This is a genomic window from Pseudomonas sp. UBA7500, assembly GCF_002478435.1.
Classification (GTDB): domain Bacteria; phylum Pseudomonadota; class Gammaproteobacteria; order Pseudomonadales; family Pseudomonadaceae; genus Aquipseudomonas; species Aquipseudomonas palmensis.
In genome coordinates, this window is sequence record NZ_DLNW01000002.1 from 266896 (window position 1) to 286910 (window position 20015).

General features: G+C 57.4%; 16 protein-coding genes and 4 tRNA genes. All 20 read right to left on the bottom strand.

The window, feature by feature from the left end; translation table 11 throughout:
* On the bottom strand, positions 1-631 hold a 631-nt coding region (locus B4I46_RS02795; RefSeq protein ID WP_286898547.1), incomplete at its 3' end, for a GTP-binding protein.
* A 30-nt stretch (positions 632-661) separates the two neighbouring features.
* Entirely contained in the window at positions 662-2809 is a 2148-nt protein-coding gene (gene fusA / locus B4I46_RS02800; protein ID WP_043861933.1) for an elongation factor G, read from the bottom strand.
* 30 nt (positions 2810-2839) lie between these two features.
* Positions 2840-3310 (bottom strand): 30S ribosomal protein S7, encoded by a 471-nt coding sequence (rpsG, locus tag B4I46_RS02805; protein ID WP_008089143.1) that lies wholly within the window; start codon positions 3308-3310, stop codon positions 2840-2842.
* A gap of 120 nt (positions 3311-3430) precedes the next feature.
* Complete coding sequence (gene rpsL, locus B4I46_RS02810) at positions 3431-3802, bottom strand: 30S ribosomal protein S12 (protein WP_003186084.1); 372 nt, start codon at positions 3800-3802, stop codon at positions 3431-3433.
* A 203-nt stretch (positions 3803-4005) separates the two neighbouring features.
* Complete coding sequence (gene rpoC, locus B4I46_RS02815) at positions 4006-8205, bottom strand: DNA-directed RNA polymerase subunit beta' (RefSeq protein WP_054916698.1); 4200 nt, start codon at positions 8203-8205, stop codon at positions 4006-4008.
* Positions 8206-8269: 64 nt separating this feature from the next.
* A complete protein-coding gene (gene rpoB, locus B4I46_RS02820) occupies positions 8270-12343 on the bottom strand; it encodes a DNA-directed RNA polymerase subunit beta (RefSeq protein WP_043861935.1) in 4074 nt (1357 codons plus the stop codon).
* 219 nt (positions 12344-12562) lie between these two features.
* Complete coding sequence (gene rplL, locus B4I46_RS02825) at positions 12563-12928, bottom strand: 50S ribosomal protein L7/L12 (protein WP_043861936.1); 366 nt, start codon at positions 12926-12928, stop codon at positions 12563-12565.
* Between the two features lie 78 nt (positions 12929-13006).
* On the bottom strand, positions 13007-13507 hold the full coding sequence (rplJ, locus tag B4I46_RS02830) for a 50S ribosomal protein L10 (RefSeq protein ID WP_043861937.1): 501 nt from the start codon (positions 13505-13507) through the stop codon (positions 13007-13009).
* A gap of 200 nt (positions 13508-13707) precedes the next feature.
* On the bottom strand, positions 13708-14403 hold the full coding sequence (rplA, locus tag B4I46_RS02835) for a 50S ribosomal protein L1 (RefSeq protein ID WP_043861938.1): 696 nt from the start codon (positions 14401-14403) through the stop codon (positions 13708-13710).
* Entirely contained in the window at positions 14403-14834 is a 432-nt protein-coding gene (gene rplK / locus B4I46_RS02840) for a 50S ribosomal protein L11 (protein ID WP_028944937.1), read from the bottom strand. The genes rplA and rplK overlap by 1 nt, the downstream gene beginning before the upstream one ends.
* Before the next feature lie 119 nt (positions 14835-14953).
* The gene (gene nusG, locus B4I46_RS02845) at positions 14954-15487 is read right to left on the bottom strand and encodes a transcription termination/antitermination protein NusG (protein WP_043861939.1); all 534 of its coding nucleotides are present in this window, start codon (positions 15485-15487) and stop codon (positions 14954-14956) included.
* A 9-nt stretch (positions 15488-15496) separates the two neighbouring features.
* Positions 15497-15865, bottom strand: coding sequence for a preprotein translocase subunit SecE (gene secE / locus B4I46_RS02850; RefSeq protein ID WP_043861940.1), 369 nt, complete (start codon positions 15863-15865; stop codon positions 15497-15499).
* Positions 15866-15910: 45 nt separating this feature from the next.
* Positions 15911-15986, bottom strand: a tRNA-Trp gene (locus B4I46_RS02855).
* A gap of 53 nt (positions 15987-16039) precedes the next feature.
* Entirely contained in the window at positions 16040-17233 is a 1194-nt protein-coding gene (tuf, locus tag B4I46_RS02860) for an elongation factor Tu (protein ID WP_100634181.1), read from the bottom strand.
* Positions 17234-17318: 85 nt separating this feature from the next.
* Positions 17319-17394, bottom strand: a tRNA-Thr gene (locus tag B4I46_RS02865).
* Positions 17395-17420: 26 nt separating this feature from the next.
* Positions 17421-17494, bottom strand: a tRNA-Gly gene (locus B4I46_RS02870).
* A 23-nt stretch (positions 17495-17517) separates the two neighbouring features.
* A tRNA-Tyr gene (locus tag B4I46_RS02875) sits at positions 17518-17602 on the bottom strand.
* A gap of 143 nt (positions 17603-17745) precedes the next feature.
* On the bottom strand, positions 17746-18168 hold the full coding sequence (locus tag B4I46_RS02880) for a hypothetical protein (RefSeq protein ID WP_116052330.1): 423 nt from the start codon (positions 18166-18168) through the stop codon (positions 17746-17748).
* 7 nt (positions 18169-18175) lie between these two features.
* Positions 18176-18922, bottom strand: a complete 747-nt coding sequence (locus tag B4I46_RS02885) for a pantothenate kinase (RefSeq protein WP_043861943.1) — start codon at positions 18920-18922, stop codon at positions 18176-18178.
* Entirely contained in the window at positions 18912-19871 is a 960-nt protein-coding gene (gene birA, locus B4I46_RS02890; RefSeq protein WP_043861944.1) for a bifunctional biotin--[acetyl-CoA-carboxylase] ligase/biotin operon repressor BirA, read from the bottom strand. The genes B4I46_RS02885 and birA overlap by 11 nt, the downstream gene beginning before the upstream one ends.
* Positions 19872-20015 lie beyond the last annotated feature (144 nt).

Sequence of the window (20015 nt, forward strand, 5' to 3'; positions counted from 1 at the left end):
CGATAGCGCGCTCAGGCTCTGGGATGTAGGTATCCAGAGTCTCAACCAGCTTCTTGACAGCGGTGGTGCCCATTTCGTTGTCGTCTTTGCCTTCCAGCGCCATACGAGCCGAACCGATGATGATCGGGGTATCGTCGCCTGGGAAGTCGTAGGTGGACAGCAGGTCGCGAACTTCCATCTCGACCAGTTCCAGCAGCTCAGCGTCGTCTACCAGGTCAGCCTTGTTCAGGAAGACCACGATGTACGGAACGCCAACCTGACGGGACAGCAGGATGTGCTCACGGGTTTGTGGCATCGGACCATCGGCAGCCGAGCAAACCAGGATCGCGCCGTCCATCTGGGCAGCACCGGTGATCATGTTCTTCACGTAGTCAGCGTGACCTGGGCAGTCGACGTGAGCGTAGTGACGAATGGTCGAGTTGTACTCAACGTGAGCGGTGTTGATGGTGATACCGCGAGCTTTCTCTTCTGGAGCGCTGTCGATCTTGTCGAATTCAACGACTGCGGAACCGAAAACTTCGGAGCAGACGCGAGTCAGAGCTGCGGTCAGAGTGGTTTTACCGTGGTCAACGTGACCGATGGTGCCAACGTTGACGTGCGGAAGGGAACGATCAAATTTTTCTTTAGCCACGACAATTAACTCCTAGCCTAAAGGACTGAATCAGCCTTGTTTTTTAACGAGCGCTTCGACGATGTTCGACGGAGCCTCAGCGTATTTGGAGAATTCCATGGAGTAGCTCGCGCGACCCTGGGACATGGAACGAACGTCGGTCGCATAACCGAACATCTCTCCGAGCGGAACTTCAGCACGGACAACCTTGCCGGACACCGAATCTTCCATACCCTGGATCAGACCACGACGACGGTTCAGGTCACCCATCACGTCACCCATGTAGTCCTCAGGGGTCACAACTTCTACCTTCATGATCGGCTCAAGCACCTTACCGCCGCCTTTGGCTGCGAGTTGCTTGGTCGCCATGGAGGCCGCCACCTTGAACGCCATCTCGTTAGAGTCGACGTCGTGGTAGGAACCATCAAACACGGTTGCCTTCAGGCCGATCAGCGGATAGCCGGCAACGATGCCGTTCTTCATCTGCTCTTCGATACCCTTCTGGATCGCCGGGATGTATTCCTTCGGAACCACACCACCCACAACCTCGTTGGTGAAAACCAGGCCTTCGGTGATGTTGCCGTGTGCGTCCACGTCTGGCTGCGAGAAGCGGATCCAGCAGTGACCGAACTGACCGCGACCACCGGACTGACGAACGAACTTGCCTTCGATTTCGACGTTGTCTTTGGTGATCTGCTCGCGATAGGAAACCTGCGGCTTACCGATGTTGGCTTCGACGTTGAATTCGCGCTTCATGCGGTCAACGAGGATGTCCAGGTGAAGCTCGCCCATACCCGAGATGATGGTCTGGCCGGTTTCTTCGTCGGTCTTGACGCGGAACGACGGGTCTTCCTGAGCCAGCTTGCCCAGTGCGATACCCATCTTTTCCTGGTCCTGCTTGGTTTTCGGCTCGACAGCTACCGAAATCACAGGCTCAGGGAAGTCCATACGCTCGAGGATGATCGGCTTGTCGGCGTTGCACAGGGTGTCACCAGTGGTGACGTCCTTCATGCCGATCAGAGCAGCGATGTCGCCGGCCAGTACTTCCTTGATTTCTTCACGCTGGTTGGCGTGCATCTGCACCATACGACCAACGCGCTCTTTCTTGCCCTTGACCGAGTTGATCACGGAGTCGCCGGACTGCAGCATACCCGAGTAAACACGGACAAAAGTCAGAGTACCAACGAACGGGTCGGTGGCAATCTTGAACGCCAGAGCCGAGAACGGCTCGTTGTCGTCGGCATGACGCTCGTCGTAGTCGGCGTCGACCAGCTCTTCCTTTGGCTTCTCGATCAGGTCAGGGTGGATACCCTTGATCGCAGGAATCTCGGTAGGAGCAGGCAGGAAGTCGATAACGGCGTCGAGAACCAGGGGAACGCCCTTGTTCTTGAACGACGAACCACAGACAGCCGGAACGATCTCGCTGGCCAGGGTACGCGCGCGCAGACCGGCCTTGATTTCTTCGACGGTCAGCTCTTCGCCTTCCAGGTACTTGTTCATCAGCTCTTCGCTGGACTCGGCAGCCGCTTCAACCATGTTGGAGCGCCACTCTTGAGCCAGCTCCAGCATATCAGCAGGAATTTCTTCCTCGCGATAGGTGGTGCCTTTGTCGTCTTCGTTCCAGTAGATAGCCTTCATCTTGATCAGATCGACCTGACCCTGGAAGTTCTCTTCCGAACCGATGGCCAGCTGAACAGGAACCGGGGTGTGACCCAGACGGTTCTTGATCTGACCTACGACGCGCAGGAAGTTGGCACCGGCACGGTCCATCTTGTTCACGTATACAACACGTGGAACGCCGTACTTGTTGGCTTGACGCCATACGGTTTCGGACTGTGGCTCAACGCCGGAGGTACCGCAGAACACAACGACAGCGCCGTCGAGTACACGCAGCGAACGCTCAACTTCAATGGTGAAGTCAACGTGGCCGGGGGTATCGATGACGTTTACGCGGTAGTTGTCATACTGACCCTTGGAGCCTTTCCAGAAGGTAGTGACAGCAGCGGAGGTAATGGTGATACCCCGCTCCTGCTCCTGCACCATCCAGTCGGTGGTCGCGGCGCCATCATGCACCTCGCCCAGTTTGTGGCTCAGGCCTGTGTAGAACAGGATCCGCTCGGTAGTAGTGGTCTTGCCCGCGTCAACGTGCGCGCAAATACCAATGTTACGGTAGCGGTTGATTGGTGTAGTACGAGCCATAGAGCCCTCGCAAAAATAGTGATGCCTGAATTAGAAGCGGTAGTGCGAGAACGCTTTGTTGGCTTCGGCCATACGGTGTACGTCTTCACGCTTCTTGACTGCAGCACCTTTGCCTTCAGCAGCATCCAGCAATTCGCCGGCCAGGCGCAGGGCCATAGACTTCTCGCCGCGCTTGCGCGCGTAGTCTACCAACCAGCGCATTGCCAGGGCGTTACGACGGGACGGACGAACTTCGACCGGAACCTGGTAAGTAGCACCGCCAACACGGCGCGACTTCACTTCGACCAGCGGAGCGATGGCGTCGAGAGCTTTCTCGAAGATTTCCAGGGGATCGCTGTTCTTGCGTTCTTTGACCTTGTCCAGCGCACCGTAAACGATACGCTCGGCAACGGCCTTCTTGCCGCTTTCCATCACGTGGTTCATGAACTTGGCGAGAATCTGCGATCCGTATTTTGGATCGTCCAGAATCTCACGCTTGGCTGCTACACGACGTCTTGGCATTGATAAGCCCTCAAACGGTCTTCAGGTTAGCTCGGGACAGGGAACCCAGAGGTTGCGTGCCCGACCTTACTCTTATCGACTCAATAAAATTGATAACTGCAAATTGCTGCAAACGGCCGATTACTTCGGACGCTTGGTACCGTACTTCGAACGACCTTGGTTACGACCTTTGACGCCGGAGGTATCCAGGGAGCCGCGAACGGTGTGGTAACGAACACCTGGCAAGTCTTTTACACGACCGCCGCGGATCAGTACCACGCTGTGCTCTTGCAGGTTGTGGCCTTCACCACCGATGTACGAGGAAACCTCGAAACCGTTGGTCAGACGCACACGGCATACTTTACGCAGTGCCGAGTTAGGTTTTTTCGGCGTGGTGGTGTACACACGGGTGCACACGCCACGACGTTGCGGGCAGTTCTGCAGCGCAGGAACGTCGGATTTCTCGACGATACGCTTACGCGGCTGACGTACCAGCTGGTTGATAGTTGCCATCTACTAGCTCCACTGTTGTCTTGCGACGCTATTGTCTTGCAAGAAAAGCAAAATGGCAGGACGAAGTCCCACCAAATTTAGGGGTACAAGAGTCTAAAGAGGATCTTGCCCCTCGTCAAGGCAAGGCCCCGACATCCCCCACCCTCCCCTTCGCAACAGATTATGTCGCGAAGATCGGGTGAGGGCCGCCAGGGCCCTACGCTTTAGTTGCCGCTGGAGTTCAGCGCTTCGGTCAGTGCAGCTTCCACTTCACTGGCGCTAACACGCAACGGCTTGTCGGCATCACGGCGACGCTTGCGCTCGCTGTGGTAGGCCAGACCGGTACCGGCCGGGATCAGACGACCCACGACCACGTTTTCTTTCAGGCCGCGCAGGTAGTCGCGCTTGCCGGTTACCGCCGCTTCGGTCAGTACGCGGGTGGTTTCCTGGAAGGAAGCCGCCGAGATGAACGATTCGGTGGACAGCGAGGCCTTGGTGATACCCAGCAGTACACGAGTGAACTTGGAGACAAACTTGTCTTCCGCGCCAAGGCGCTCGTTCTCTACCAGTACCTGGGTCAGTTCCATCTGGTCGCCCTTGATGAAGCTGGAGTCACCCGACTCGGCAATCTCGACCTTACGCAGCATCTGACGCAGGATGGTCTCGATGTGCTTGTCGTTGATCTTCACGCCTTGCAGACGGTAAACGTCCTGGATCTCGTTGACGATGTACTTGGCCAGCGCGCTAACACCCAGCAGACGCAGGATGTCGTGCGGATCGCTAGGACCGTCCGAGATGACTTCGCCGCGGTTCACTTGTTCGCCTTCGAAGACGTTCAGGTGACGCCACTTCGGAATCAGCTCTTCGTACGGATCGCTGCCATCGTTCGGGGTGATGACCAGACGGCGCTTGCCCTTGGTCTCTTTACCGAAGGCGATGGTACCGCTGACTTCAGCCAGAATCGAGGCTTCTTTCGGACGGCGCGCTTCGAACAGGTCGGCAACGCGCGGCAGACCACCGGTGATGTCACGGGTCTTGGACGTTTCTTGCGGGATACGCGCGATAACGTCACCAACACCGATCTGTGCACCGTCAGCCACACCGACCAGGGCGTTGGCTGGCAGGAAGTACTGAGCCGGTACGTCGGTACCTGGCAACAGCAGATCCTTGCCGCTGGCGTCGACCATCTTGATTGCAGGACGGATTTCCTTGCCTGCAGCCGGACGGTCTTTGACGTCCAGAACCTCGATGTTGGTCAGGCCGGTCAATTCGTCGGTCTGACGCTTGATCGTGATGCCTTCTTCCATGCCCACGAAGGTCACGGTACCTTTCATTTCGGTAACGATCGGGTGGGTGTGCGGGTCCCACTTGGCGACGATGGCGCCAGCGTCGACCTTGTCGCCTTCCTTCACCGAAATCACGGCGCCGTAAGGCAGCTTGTAACGCTCGCGCTCACGACCGAACTCGTCGGCAATCGCCAACTCGCCGGAACGCGATACGGCAACCAGGTTGCCGTCGGCACGCTCAACCTGCTTGAGGTTGTGCAGACGAACCATACCGCCGTTCTTCACCTGGACGCTGTCGGCAGCCGAGGTACGGCTTGCAGCACCACCGATGTGGAACGTACGCATGGTCAGCTGGGTACCCGGCTCACCGATCGACTGTGCAGCGATAACGCCGACAGCTTCACCGATGTTCACCTGGTGACCGCGAGCCAGGTCGCGACCGTAGCACTTGGCGCAGATACCGTAGCGGGTTTCGCAGCTGATCGGCGAACGCACGATCACTTCGTCGATGCTGTTCAGCTCGATGAACTCGACCCACTTCTCGTCGACCAGGGTACCGGCCGGAACGATGACGTCGTCGGTGCCAGGCTTGAACACGTCACGGGCGATTACACGACCCAGTACGCGCTCACCCAGCGGCTCTACAACGTCGCCGCCTTCGATGTGCGGGGTCATGACCAGACCCTGCTCGGTGCCACAGTCGATCTCGGTAACCACCAGATCCTGCGCCACGTCTACCAGACGACGGGTCAGGTAGCCGGAGTTCGCGGTTTTCAACGCGGTATCCGCAAGACCCTTACGCGCACCGTGAGTCGAGATGAAGTACTGCAGTACGCTCAGACCTTCGCGGAAGTTCGCGGTGATCGGCGTCTCGATGATCGAGCCGTCCGGCTTGGCCATCAGACCACGCATACCGGCCAACTGACGAATCTGAGCTGCCGAACCCCGGGCACCGGAGTCAGCCATCATGTACATCGAGTTGAAGGACTCCTGCTCGACTTCGTTGCCTTCGCGGTCGATGACCTTCTCTTTCGAGAGGTTGGCCATCATCGCCTTGGACACTTCGTCGTTCGCCTTGGACCACAGGTCGATGACCTTGTTGTACTTCTCGCCCTGGGTTACCAGGCCGGAGGCGTACTGGCTCTCGATCTCTTTCACTTCGTCGGTGGCAGCACCGATGATGCGGGCTTTTTCATCCGGGATAACGAAGTCGTTAACACCGATGGAAACGCCGGAGATGGTCGAGTAGGCAAAACCGGTGTACATCAGCTGGTCAGCGAAGATGACGGTCTCTTTCAGACCAACCACGCGGTAGCACTGGTTGATCAGCTTGGAGATCGCCTTTTTCTTCATCGGCTGGTTGACCACGTCGTACGACAGACCTGGCGGTACAACCTGGAACAGCAGTGCACGGCCGACAGTGGTGTCGACGATGCGGGTGTTCTTGACGCTGCCGCCATCACGATCGTTCACGGTTTCGTTGATACGAACCTTGATCTTGGCGTGCAGGGCCGCTTCGCCGGCGCGGAATACGCGGTCGACTTCCTGCAGGTCGGCGAATACGCGACCTTCGCCCTTGGCATTGATGGCTTCGCGGGTCATGTAGTACAGACCCAGTACAACGTCCTGCGAAGGAACGATGATCGGCTCACCGTTGGCTGGCGACAGGATGTTGTTGGTCGACATCATCAGCGCGCGCGCTTCGAGCTGGGCTTCCAGCGTCAGCGGCACGTGCACGGCCATCTGGTCACCGTCGAAGTCGGCGTTGTACGCGGCACAGACCAGCGGGTGCAGCTGGATGGCCTTGCCTTCGATCAGTACCGGCTCGAACGCCTGGATACCCAGACGGTGAAGGGTCGGTGCACGGTTGAGCAGTACGGGGTGTTCGCGAATCACTTCGGCAAGAACGTCCCACACCTCTGGCAACTCGCGCTCGACCATCTTCTTGGCAGCCTTGATGGTGGTCGCCAGACCACGCATTTCCAGCTTGCCGAAAATGAACGGCTTGAACAGCTCGAGGGCCATTTTCTTCGGCAGACCGCACTGGTGCAGACGCAGGGTCGGACCTACGGTAATTACCGAACGACCCGAGTAGTCAACGCGCTTACCGAGCAGGTTCTGACGGAAACGACCTTGCTTACCCTTGATCATGTCGGCCAGGGATTTCAGAGGACGCTTGTTCGAGCCGGTGATGGCGCGGCCGCGACGGCCGTTGTCGAGCAGTGCGTCGACCGCTTCCTGCAGCATGCGCTTTTCGTTGCGCACGATGATGTCAGGCGCAGACAGGTCGAGCAGGCGCTTCAGACGGTTGTTACGGTTGATCACCCGACGGTAAAGGTCGTTCAGGTCGGAGGTCGCGAAACGACCGCCATCCAGCGGAACCAGTGGACGCAGGTCTGGCGGCAGAACCGGCAGAACGGTCAGGACCATCCACTCAGGCAGGTTGCCCGAGCCCTGGAAGGCCTCCATCAGCTTCAGTCGCTTGGACAGCTTCTTGATCTTGGTTTCCGAGTTGGTCTGCGGAATCTCTTCGCGCAGGCGGCCAATCTCGTGTTCCAGGTCGATAGCGTGCAGCAGTTCGCGGACGGCCTCGGCACCCATGCGGGCGTCGAAGTCATCGCCGAACTCTTCCAGCGCTTCGAAGTACTGCTCGTCGTTCAGCAGCTGACCTTTTTCCAGGGTGGTCATGCCCGGGTCGATAACGACATAGCTCTCGAAATAGAGAACGCGCTCGATATCACGCAGGGTCATGTCCATCAGCAGGCCGATACGCGACGGCAGCGACTTCAGGAACCAGATGTGGGCAACAGGCGAGGCCAGCTCGATGTGCGCCATGCGCTCACGACGAACTTTTGCCAGCGCGACTTCAACACCGCACTTCTCGCAGATCACGCCACGGTGCTTCAGGCGCTTGTACTTGCCGCACAGGCACTCGTAGTCCTTGACTGGGCCAAAGATCTTGGCGCAGAACAGGCCGTCACGCTCAGGCTTGAACGTACGGTAGTTGATGGTTTCCGGCTTTTTTACTTCACCGAACGACCACGAACGGATCATCTCAGGCGAGGCCAATCCGATACGGATGGCGTCGAACTCTTCGACTTGACCCTGGTTTTTCAGCAAATTCAGTAGGTCTTTCAAGGCCTTTCCTCCTGGCGGAGCAGGGAGCGGGCTTTTCAGCCGCGCTCCCGATTCGCGTCACGTGTTATTCGGTTTCCAGATCGATATCGATACCGAGCGAACGAATCTCTTTGATCAACACGTTGAAGGACTCGGGCATGCCCGGCTCCATACGGTGATCGCCGTCCACGATGTTCTTGTACATCTTGGTCCGACCGTTCACATCGTCCGACTTCACTGTGAGCATTTCTTGCAGGGTGTATGCCGCGCCGTATGCTTCCAGCGCCCACACTTCCATCTCCCCGAAACGCTGACCACCGAACTGCGCCTTACCACCCAGCGGCTGCTGGGTAACCAGGCTGTAAGAACCAGTGGAACGCGCGTGCATCTTGTCGTCCACCAAGTGGTTCAGCTTGAGCATGTACATGTAACCAACGGTCACTGGACGCTCGAACTTGTTGCCGGTACGACCGTCGAACAGCTGCATCTGACCGCTTTCCGGCATGTCTGCCAGTTTCAGCATGGCCTTGATTTCGCTTTCCTTGGCACCGTCGAAGACTGGAGTGGCCATTGGCACACCGCCTTTGAGGTTCTTCGCCAGGTCGAGGATTTCCTGGTCGGAGAAGTCTTCCAGGCTTTCCTGACGACCACCGATCTCGTTGTAGATCTCGGTGAGGAACTTGCGCAGCTCGATGACCTTGCGCTGCTCTTCGAGCATGCGGTTGATCTTCTCGCCCAGGCCCTTGGCCGCCAGGCCCAGGTGGGTTTCGAGGATCTGACCGACGTTCATACGCGAAGGTACACCCAACGGGTTGAGTACCACGTCCACCGGCGTACCGTTGGCGTCGTGCGGCATGTCTTCGACCGGCATGATCACGGAGACCACACCCTTGTTACCGTGACGACCGGCCATCTTGTCGCCCGGCTGGATGCGACGACGGATTGCCAGGTAGACCTTGACGATCTTCAGTACGCCCGGTGCCAGGTCATCGCCCTGCTGCAGCTTGCGCTTCTTGTCTTCGAACTTGTCGTCCAGCAGACGGCGACGATCAACGATGTAGGCCTGGGCCTTCTCGAGTTGCTCGTTCAGCGCGTCTTCGGCCATGCGCAGTTTGAACCACTGGCCGTGCTCCAGACCGTCCAGCACTTCGTTGGAGATGACCGAACCTTTCTTCAGGCCGGCACCACCTTCGACGACCTGACCGTTCAGGGCGCTGCGCAGACGTTCGAAGGTTGCGCCTTCAACGATGCGGAACTCTTCGTTCAGGTCCTTGCGGATCTCGTCCAACTGCATCTTCTCGATGGACAGCGCACGGCTGTCGCGCTCGACGCCATCGCGAGTGAAGACCTGTACGTCGATGACAGTACCCTTGGTGCCGGTCGGCACACGCAGGGAGGTGTCTTTGACGTCGCTGGCCTTCTCGCCGAAGATCGCACGCAGCAGTTTTTCTTCTGGCGTCAGCTGGGTCTCGCCTTTTGGCGTGACCTTGCCGACCAGAATGTCGCCAGCGCCGACTTCAGCACCCACGTAGACGATACCGGCTTCGTCCAGCTTGTTCAGCGCAGCCTCACCCACGTTCGGGATGTCCGCGGTGATTTCCTCTGGGCCAAGCTTGGTGTCACGGGCCACACAGGTCAGTTCCTGGATGTGGATCGTGGTGAAGCGATCTTCCTGAACCACACGCTCGGACAGGCAGATGGAGTCTTCGAAGTTGAAGCCGTTCCACGCCATGAACGCGATGCGCATGTTCTGACCCAGAGCCAGCTCACCCATGTCGGTGGACGGGCCGTCGGCCATGATGTCGCTACGCTGAACCACATCACCCTTGCTCACCAGCGGACGCTGGTTGATGCAGGTGTTCTGGTTCGAGCGGGTGTACTTGGTCAGGTTGTAGATATCGACACCAGCTTCGCCGGTTTCAACTTCGTCATCTGCAACACGCACCACGATACGGCTGGCGTCGACGGAATCGATCACACCGCCACGACGAGCCACGACGCAAACGCCGGAGTCACGCGCAACGTTGCGCTCCATGCCGGTACCTACCAGCGGTTTGTCGGCGCGCAGAGTCGGTACAGCCTGACGCTGCATGTTCGAACCCATCAACGCACGGTTGGCGTCGTCGTGCTCGAGGAACGGAATCAACGATGCGGCAACAGAAACTACCTGCTTTGGCGAAACGTCCATCAGGGTGACGTCTTCCGGCGCCTTGACGGTGAATTCGTTCAGGTGACGGACCGCTACCAGTTCGTCGATCAGTTGCTTCTTCGCGTCCATCGTGGCCGAAGCCTGTGCGATGACGTGATCAGCTTCTTCGATCGCCGACAGGAACACGATGTCGTCGGTAACCACACCCTCTTTCACCACGCGGTACGGGCTCTCAAGGAAGCCGTACTGGTTGGTGCGGGCATAGGCCGCCAGGGAGTTGATCAGACCGATGTTCGGACCTTCAGGGGTCTCGATCGGGCACACGCGGCCGTAGTGGGTCGGGTGTACGTCACGGACTTCGAAGCCTGCGCGCTCACGGGTCAGACCACCAGGGCCGAGTGCCGAGACACGACGCTTGTGGGTGATCTCGGACAGCGGGTTGTTCTGGTCCATGAACTGGGACAGCTGGCTCGAACCGAAGAACTCCTTCACCGCCGCCGCTACCGGCTTGGCGTTGATCAGGTCTTGCGGCATCAGGCCTTCGCTTTCAGCCATGGACAGACGCTCTTTGACCGCGCGCTCTACACGCACCAGGCCAACGCGGAACTGGTTCTCGGCCATTTCGCCGACACAGCGCACGCGACGGTTACCCAGGTGGTCGATGTCGTCGACGATGCCTTTGCCGTTACGGATGTCGACCAGGGTCTTGAGGACCTCGACGATATCTTCCTTGCTCAGCACGCCCGAACCTTCGATCTCGGTACGACCGATACGACGGTTGAACTTCATGCGACCAACAGCCGACAGGTCGTAACGCTCGGCGCTGAAGAACAGGTTGTTGAACAGGGTCTCTGCGGCATCCTTGGTTGGCGGCTCGCCAGGACGCATCATGCGATAGATCTCGACCAGCGCTTCCAGTTGGTTGCTGGTGGAGTCGATCTTCAGGGTATCCGAGATGAACGGACCGCAGTCGATGTCGTTGGTGTACAGGGTCTCGATGCGAACGACCTGAGCCTTGGCGATCTTCACCAGTGCTTCGGTGGTCAGCTCGGTGTTGCATTCGGCCAGGATTTCACCGGTAGCCGGGTGCACGATCGCCTTGGCGGTGGTGCGGCCCAGAACGTATTCCAGCGGCACGTCCAGGGATTTGACACCAGCCTTTTCCAGCTGGTTGATGTGGCGAGCGGTAATACGACGACCCTGCTCGACAATCACCTTGCCGCTGTCGTCATGGATGTCCATGACCGCGATTTCACCACGCAGGCGTTGTGGCACCAGTTCCAGGCTGAGCTTTTCGCCCGCCACGTGGAATACGTTGGTGGTGTAGAACGCGTTCAGCACTTCTTCGGTGGTGTAGCCCAGCGCGCGCAGCAGTACGGAAGCCGGCAGCTTGCGACGACGGTCGATACGGACGAATACACAGTCTTTCGGATCGAATTCGAAGTCCAGCCACGAGCCGCGGTAAGGAATGATCCGCGCCGAGTACAGCAGCTTGCCCGAGCTGTGCGTCTTGCCACGGTCGTGGTCGAAGAACACGCCTGGCGAGCGGTGCAGCTGGGAAACGATAACACGCTCGGTACCGTTGATTACGAAGGTACCGTTTTCAGTCATCAGGGGGATTTCACCCATGTAGACTTCTTGCTCTTTGATGTCCTTGATCGCTTTGTTCGACGATTCTTTGTCGAAAATGATCAGGCGGACTTTCACGCGCAGCGGTACCGCGTAGGTTACCCCGCGCAGTACGCATTCTTTGACATCAAAGGCCGGTTCGCCCAGACGATAGCCAACGTACTCCAGGGCAGCATTGCCGGAGTAGCTGATGATCGGGAAAACCGATTTGAAGGCCGCATGCAGGCCCACGTCGCGGAACTGATCTTTAGTCGCTCCCGCCTGCAAGAATTCACGATACGAATCCAGCTGGATGGCCAGGAGGTAAGGCACATCCATGACGTCCGGCAACTTGCTAAAGTCCTTGCGGATACGTTTTTTCTCAGTGTATGAGTAAGCCATCAGCGTTCCCCAGCTTGGTCACCTGCTTGTTTGGCTTCTCCCGACGGGAGCAGCCAGAAAATCGTGCAAACCCCATGGTTTGCGCCACCGTCATCGGTGGTTACCGCTCGTCATCGGCGCCGACCTGATCGGCTGCCAATAACGGAAAAAGGCCGGTGGCAAAAGCCACCAGCCATCAGCCTTTCGCTTGTCGCTCGGGCTGGAGACGCACAGTCGAAATTACTTCAGTTCGACGGTAGCGCCTGCTGCTTCCAGGTCAGCCTTGGCTTTGTCAGCGGCTTCTTTCGAAACGCCTTCAGCAACGACTTGAGGAGCGGTATCAACCTTTTCCTTGGCTTCTTTCAGGCCCAGGCCGGTCAGTTCACGAACAGCCTTGATCACGTTTACTTTCTTGTCGCCAGCGGCAACCAGAACAACGTTGAACTCGGTTTGTTCTTCAACAACGGCAGCGGCAGCAGCTGGGCCAGCAGCGGCAACAGCAGCGGTAACGCCGAAGGTTTCTTCCATTGCTTTGATCAGCTCAACAACTTCCAGAACGGTTTTCTGGCCGATTGCTTCGATGATTTGCTCGTTAGTCAGAGACATGACTTAAATCCTGTATTGGGGTGACAGCCTACGCAGCCATCAAATTAAACGTATGATTTCGAAAGGGCTTGCGGTGCCTTAGGCAGCAGCAGCTTCTTTCTGGTCGCGAACGGCTGCCAGAGTACGAGCCAGCTTGCTGGTCGCGCCTTGGATCACGCTCATCAGCTTCGCAATGGCCTCGTCGCGGGTCGGCAGGGAAGCCAACACGTCGATCTGGTTTGCGGCAAGGAACTTGCCGTCGAACGCAGCTGCCTTGATCTCGAACTTGCTCTGACCCTTGGCGAACTCAGCGAACAGACGAGCTGCAGCGCCCGGGTGTTCGTTGGAGAACGCGATCAGGGTAGGGCCGGTGAACACGTCGTTGAGGACACTGAATTCAGTGTCGGCAACAGCGCGCTTGAGCAGGGTGTTACGTACAACACGTACGTAAACGCCAGCTTCACGAGCCTCTTTACGGAGTCCGGTCATTGCGCCTACAGTCACACCACGGGCATCAGCCACGACAGCGGACAGAGCGACTTTGGCAGCCTCGTTGACTTCAGCGACGATGGCCTTCTTGTCTTCGAGTTTAATTGCCACGGGTAAAACTCCTGCTTGTTACCGTTTCATCCAGCCGAAGCCGAATGTCGTTTTGGTGTCTGACTCGGTAAGGAATCAGGGGCACCATCTGCGTAGGCTTGAGGTTTAAGGCTTGCGCCGCCTACGGTCTTGGATAGCCCCCGCCAGGCAGGGACCCCAATTTTTGCTGACGGGCGCAATTGCTCGCGCCCATCGCGGTCTTACGCGTTCAGGGAACCTTGATCGATTACCAGACCTGGGCCCATGGTGGTGCTCAGGGTAACGCGCTTGACGTAGATACCTTTCGAGGAAGCTGGCTTGATACGCTTCAGATCAGCGATCAGGGCTTCAACGTTTTCCTTCAGCTTGACGGCTTCAAAGCCGATCTTGCCAACGGAAGTGTGGATGATGCCGTTTTTGTCGGTACGGTAGCGAACCTGACCAGCCTTGGCGTTTTTGACCGCGGTGGCTACGTCTGGAGTTACGGTGCCAACTTTAGGGTTAGGCATCAGGCCGCGAGGACCCAGAACCTGACCCAGCTGACCTACAACACGCATTGCGTCCGGGGAGGCAATAACGACGTCATAGTTCAGGTCGCCGCCTTTCATTTCGGCAGCCAGATCGTCCATGCCTACACGGTCAGCGCCGGCAGCCAGAGCGGCCTCGGCAGCTGGACCCTGGGTGAACACGGCAACACGTACGGTCTTGCCAGTGCCGTGTGGCAGCACGGTAGCGCTACGAACGACCTGGTCGGATTTACGTGGGTCAACGCCCAGGTTAACGGCTACGTCGAAGGACTCGCTGAACTTCACGGTAGACAGTTCGGCCAGCAGCACTGCTGCTTCTTCGAAGTTGTAGACTTTGCCCGCTTCGATTTTCGAAGCGATAGCCTTTTGGCGCTTGGTCAGCTTAGCCATTACACACCCTCCACGTTGAGGCCCATGCTGCGAGCGGAACCGGCGATGGTACGCACGGCCGCTTCCATGTCAGCAGCGGTCAGATCAGCATTTTTGGTTTTTGCGATCTCTTCCAGCTGAGCACGGGTCACAGTACCGACTTTGACGGTGTTCGGACGCGCAGAACCGCTGGTCAGGCCAGCTGCTTTCTTCAGCAGAACCGAAGCAGGGGTGCTTTTGGTTTCGAAAGTGAAGCTACGGTCACTGTATACAGTGATGATCACAGGAGTCGGCAGGCCGGCTTCTTGACCCTGGGTACGGGCGTTGAAGGCCTTGCAGAATTCCATGATGTTCACACCGTGTTGACCCAGTGCTGGGCCGACGGGTGGACTTGGGTTGGCCTGGCCGGCCTTTACTTGCAGCTTGATGTAAGCCTGAATCTTCTTAGCCATGAGCTACTCCAATATCGGGTACAAGCGCCAGATGGCTCCCCGGATTACTTGCGTTTTATCCCAGTGACGACAAAACCCCGCAGCACATAGGGCTGCGGGGTATGGGATGCGTCGTTCTGCTAGACCTTTTCGACCTGGCTGAACTCAAGCTCCACCGGAGTAGAGCGACCGAAGATGAGCACCGCTACCTGGAGCCGGCTCTTCTCGTAGTTAACCTCTTCGACCGTGCCGTTGAAATCAGCAAACGGACCGTCTACAACACGAACCACTTCACCTGGTTCGAACAGCGTTTTCGGCTTCGGCTTGTCGCTGCCATCGGCAACGCGACGCAGAATGGCCTCGGCTTCTTTATCGGTGATGGGTGCAGGCTTGTCTGCGGTACCACCAATGAAGCCCATGACACGAGGGGTGTCCTTGACCAAGTGCCAAGTCCCTTCGTTCATGTCCATCTGAACCAGCACGTAGCCCGGGAAGAACTTACGCTCGCTTTTGCGCTTCTGGCCATTGCGCATTTCAACCACTTCTTCAGTGGGGACCAGAATCTCGCCGAAGCCATCTTCCATGCCAGCCAGCTTTACGCGCTCGATGAGCGAGCGCATCACATGCTTCTCGTAACCCGAGTAAGCATGCACAACATACCAACGCTTAGCCACAGGACACCCTTAGCCAACAATCAAGGAAATCAACCAGCCGAGCAGGGAATCGAGCCCCCACAACAGCAGCGCCATGACCAGGACAACAGCCACCACAATAAGGGTAGTCTGCATGGTCTCTTGGCGGGTTGGCCATACGACTTTACGAATCTCGGTGCGAGCTTCCTTTGCCAGCGCAAAGAACGACCTGCCCTTTGCAGTCTGCAAGGCAACAAAGCCAGCAACAGCAGCAAGAGCGAGGAGTGCAATAACGCGATACAGAATCGGCGAAGCGGAGTAATATTGATTTCCGACCACGCCTACCACCACCAAAGCGACAACAGCCAGCCACTTGAGCAGATCAAAACGAGAGTCTTGGGCTTCAGACTTGGGAGTCATCTAGGAGGATCCTGTGAAAAGAAAGCCAGACACACAAGGTGAATCTGGCAGGTCAGGAGGGAATCGAACCCCCAACCTACGGTTTTGGAGACCGTCGCTCTGCCAATTGAGCTACTGACCTAAAAGCTTATCAGGCCGACCATTATGCCGGCCTGATCGAGAGAAATCAACTACTTATTCAATAACCTTTGCTACTACACCCGCACCGACGGTACGACCGCCCTCACGGATAGCGAAGCGCAGACCGTCTTCCATCGCGATGGTCTTGATCAGAGTGACAGTCATCTGGATGTTGTCACCTGGCATTACCATTTCAACGCCTTCTGGCAGCTCGCAGTTACCAGTCACGTCAGTAGTACGGAAGTAGAACTGTGGACGGTAGCCTTTGAAGAACGGAGTGTGACGGCCGCCTTCTTCCTTGCTCAGAACATAGACTTCTGCGGTGAACTTGGTGTGCGGCTTGACCGAACCTGGCTTGACCAGAACCTGGCCACGCTCAACGTCGTCACGCTTGGTGCCGCGCAGCAGCACGCCGCAGTTCTCGCCAGCACGACCTTCGTCCAGCAGCTTGCGGAACATCTCAACACCGGTGCAGGTGGTGGTGGTGGTGTCACGCAGACCAACGATTTCCAGGGCGTCTTGAACGCGGACGATGCCACGCTCGATACGACCGGTAACAACGGTACCACGACCCGAGATCGAGAATACGTCTTCGATTGGCATCAGGAACGGCTTGTCGATAGCGCGCTCAGGCTCTGGAATGTAGCTATCCAGAGTTTCGACCAGACGCTTGACAGCGGTGGTGCCCATTTCGTTATCGTCTTTGCCTTCCAGCGCCATGCGAGCCGAACCAATGATGATCGGGGTATCGTCGCCTGGGAAATCATAGGTGGACAGCAGGTCGCGAACTTCCATCTCGACCAGCTCCAGCAGCTCAGCATCGTCTACCAGGTCAGCCTTGTTCAGGAAGACCACGATGTACGGAACGCCAACCTGACGGGACAGCAGGATGTGCTCACGGGTTTGCGGCATCGGACCATCAGCGGCCGAGCAAACCAGGATAGCGCCATCCATCTGAGCAGCACCGGTAATCATGTTTTTTACATAGTCGGCGTGACCCGGGCAGTCAACGTGCGCATAGTGACGAATGTTCGAGTCATATTCGACGTGCGCAGTATTGATGGTGATGCCACGTGCTTTTTCTTCCGGGGCACTGTCGATCTTGTCGAAGTCAACCTTGGCAGAACCGAAAACCTCGGAGCAAACGCGAGTCAGCGCGGCGGTCAACGTCGTCTTACCATGGTCAACGTGACCAATGGTGCCGACGTTCACGTGCGGCTTGTTACGTTCGAACTTTTCCTTAGCCATCGAGACTGTCCCCCGGTAGAAGTAATAAGCAGATCAAACCGACCATTAAAACAAAGGCAGATATTTTCATATCTGCCTTGTCATATGGAGCTCTTGAGCGGATTTGAACCGCTGACCTCACCCTTACCAAGGGTGTGCTCTACCAACTGAGCTACAAGAGCGTAACACTGTGCAACAACAGCAAACCTGGAGCGGGTAGCGGGAATCGAACCCGCATCATCAGCTTGGAAGGCTGAGGTTCTACCACTAAACTATACCCGCGGAGCTTGCAGCTCTCGCTAAACTGGTGGAGGGAGAAGGATTCGAACCTTCGAAGTCGTAGACGTCAGATTTACAGTCTGATCCCTTTGGCCGCTCGGGAACCCCTCCAATGTGGCCGGCATTTTCTACTCTTGCCGTCCTGCTGTCAAGCTTTTTCTCATTAAAATCTTGAGGTTAGCTACTTTGACAACTGCTTCACTGCGTTACCACCTAGTGGTCATCGCTGTGGAGCGGGCGCCATTCTATGCAAACTATTCGATAGTTGCAACGCCTTCGCACAACATTATTTTATCTTTTAAGTCTTTGAAATCATGGGAAAGTCCGGCGAGCACCGTTGCGTCCAGCAAGCGACGGCTTTCAGGCGCTATCTGCAGCCACCACCCCTGACTGTCGGGCAGCCTCCCCACTACCTTGCGCGCCCGGATATCCAGGCTGATCAGACGCTGACGAAGGCTATCCAGTAGCTCGGGGCTAGCCAATGCCCCAAGGTAGAGACACTCATCGTCCTTCTGCGATGGCGCCTCGCGAGACTCGCTGAGCAGACGAATACCCTGCTGACTTCCCTTGTAGAGCGACAGCGATGTCACCTCTTTCGCCCTCAACGGTGCCTCCTGCTGGTGCCAGACGTAGTAGACGACATTGAGGACCAGCAATAACAGAAACAACCAGCGCATACACACCTCACTCCAGCGGACAGGCCATCGCCAGGCCTACGAACACCAGGTCGGGAACGATTCGGGCTTGCGGTACCACCTGGTGCAACAGGCCTGCGTCGCCACCGGTAATGAACAGGGTAAAATCCTCACCCCACAATGAGCGCGCCTGCTCGAGCTGAGTCAACACAAATCCATGCAGCATGAGCGTACAGCCGCGCTCTACCGCCTCGACGGTAGAGCGCCCAGGCTGCAGACTCGACAATGCACGCTCGGCGGACTCGTCGTCATAGCGGATACGCCGGGTATGGGTACGCAATTGATTGCGCATCAATGGCATCCCAGGGCAGATGAAACCTCCCAGGTGTTCCCCCTGCGCCGATACGAAATCCGATGTGACAGCAGTCCCCAGATCGATGACCACGCATGCCCTTCTGGCCAGATGGTACCCGCCGAGCAAAGCCAGCCACCGATCGAGCCCAAGACGCTCGTAATCGTCATAGCCATTGGTAACCCCGGCCAATGCAGTTGCCGAGCGCGCGCGCACTATCGACAGCCCGAACGCCTTCACCAGGGCATCACCAAGATGATCGGTCTCTTCTTCTGTACGCACACTGACCAGGCGGCAACGGGCCGGGGTATCGCCCGCAAGCGCCTCAACAGCCTCGATCAGCGCCTGGTTGGTATCGACGATGCCGCCGCCAACAACCGATGCGTCGGTGCGGATAACCCGCCACTTGATAAAACTGTTACCGCAATCGAGCTCAAGAATCATCGCGTAACCTCAAACTGAGCTCACCACCACTAAAGCTCTTCTCAACACCTTCGACCTGAAGACGCAGCGCGCCCTGACGATCGATACCGAGCACAACGCCGTCGACCCTGGTGACGCCGGCTATCAACGATACTGCACACCCCTGCCACAGGTGCCCTTGCTCCCACTCCGCCTGCAAGTCGGTAAAACCCGACTGACGATGTCGCTCCAGGTAAACCTGCAGATTCTCATTGAGCAGCGCAACCAGCTGGTTGCGATCAACCTGCTGCCCTGTCTCGAGCCGGACGGATGTCCATGCCTGATCGACCTCGCTGTTGGTCTGCATATTCACGTTCACGCCAATACCCAGCACCACATGACAGACATCAGCGGGATCCCCCACAAGCTCAAGAAGAATACCTGCGATCTTGCGACCGTTGGCCAGCACATCATTTGGCCACTTCAAGCCCGCAGCATTCACTCCGACGGACTGAAGGGTACGCATGACCGCCAAACCCACCACAAGGCTCAGGCCTTCCAGTTGCCGCATGCCACCGTCGATACGCAGCACTAGGCTGTAATAGAGATTCTGCGCAAAGGGGCTTGACCAGTTTCTGCCACGGCGACCGCGCCCTGCGCTCTGATGCTCAGCCAGAACCAGAAAGGGTGCCTGGCGACCGGCACTGATCGCGCGCAACGCTTCGGCATTTGTCGAGTCAATCTCTTCATGGATGTGCATTGGCCAGAGCCGGCCTGTACCGGCACTCTCGATGGCGCTGACGTCCAACAGCGACAAGGGCGCAGCCAATCTGTAGCCCCGCCCTCGCACCTTGTACACCGGCAGACTCAATTCAGCCTCGAGATGCTGCAATTGCTTCCACACGGCGCTGCGGCTGATGCCCAGGGCAGCACCCAAGGCCTCGCCGGAATGGAATCGACCATCCTTGAGGAGTTTCAACAACTTCAGCATGCCAATCTCGACTCACAATGAGGCACGCATGATAGCTATGCGCTGAAGGATTGCATACCTGTTGTAGGACGCGTCCTTACGGAGAAATAGCTGCGTGATCGCAGCTTTTTCAGCCCACAAAAACAAAACCCCTACCTGCAGATG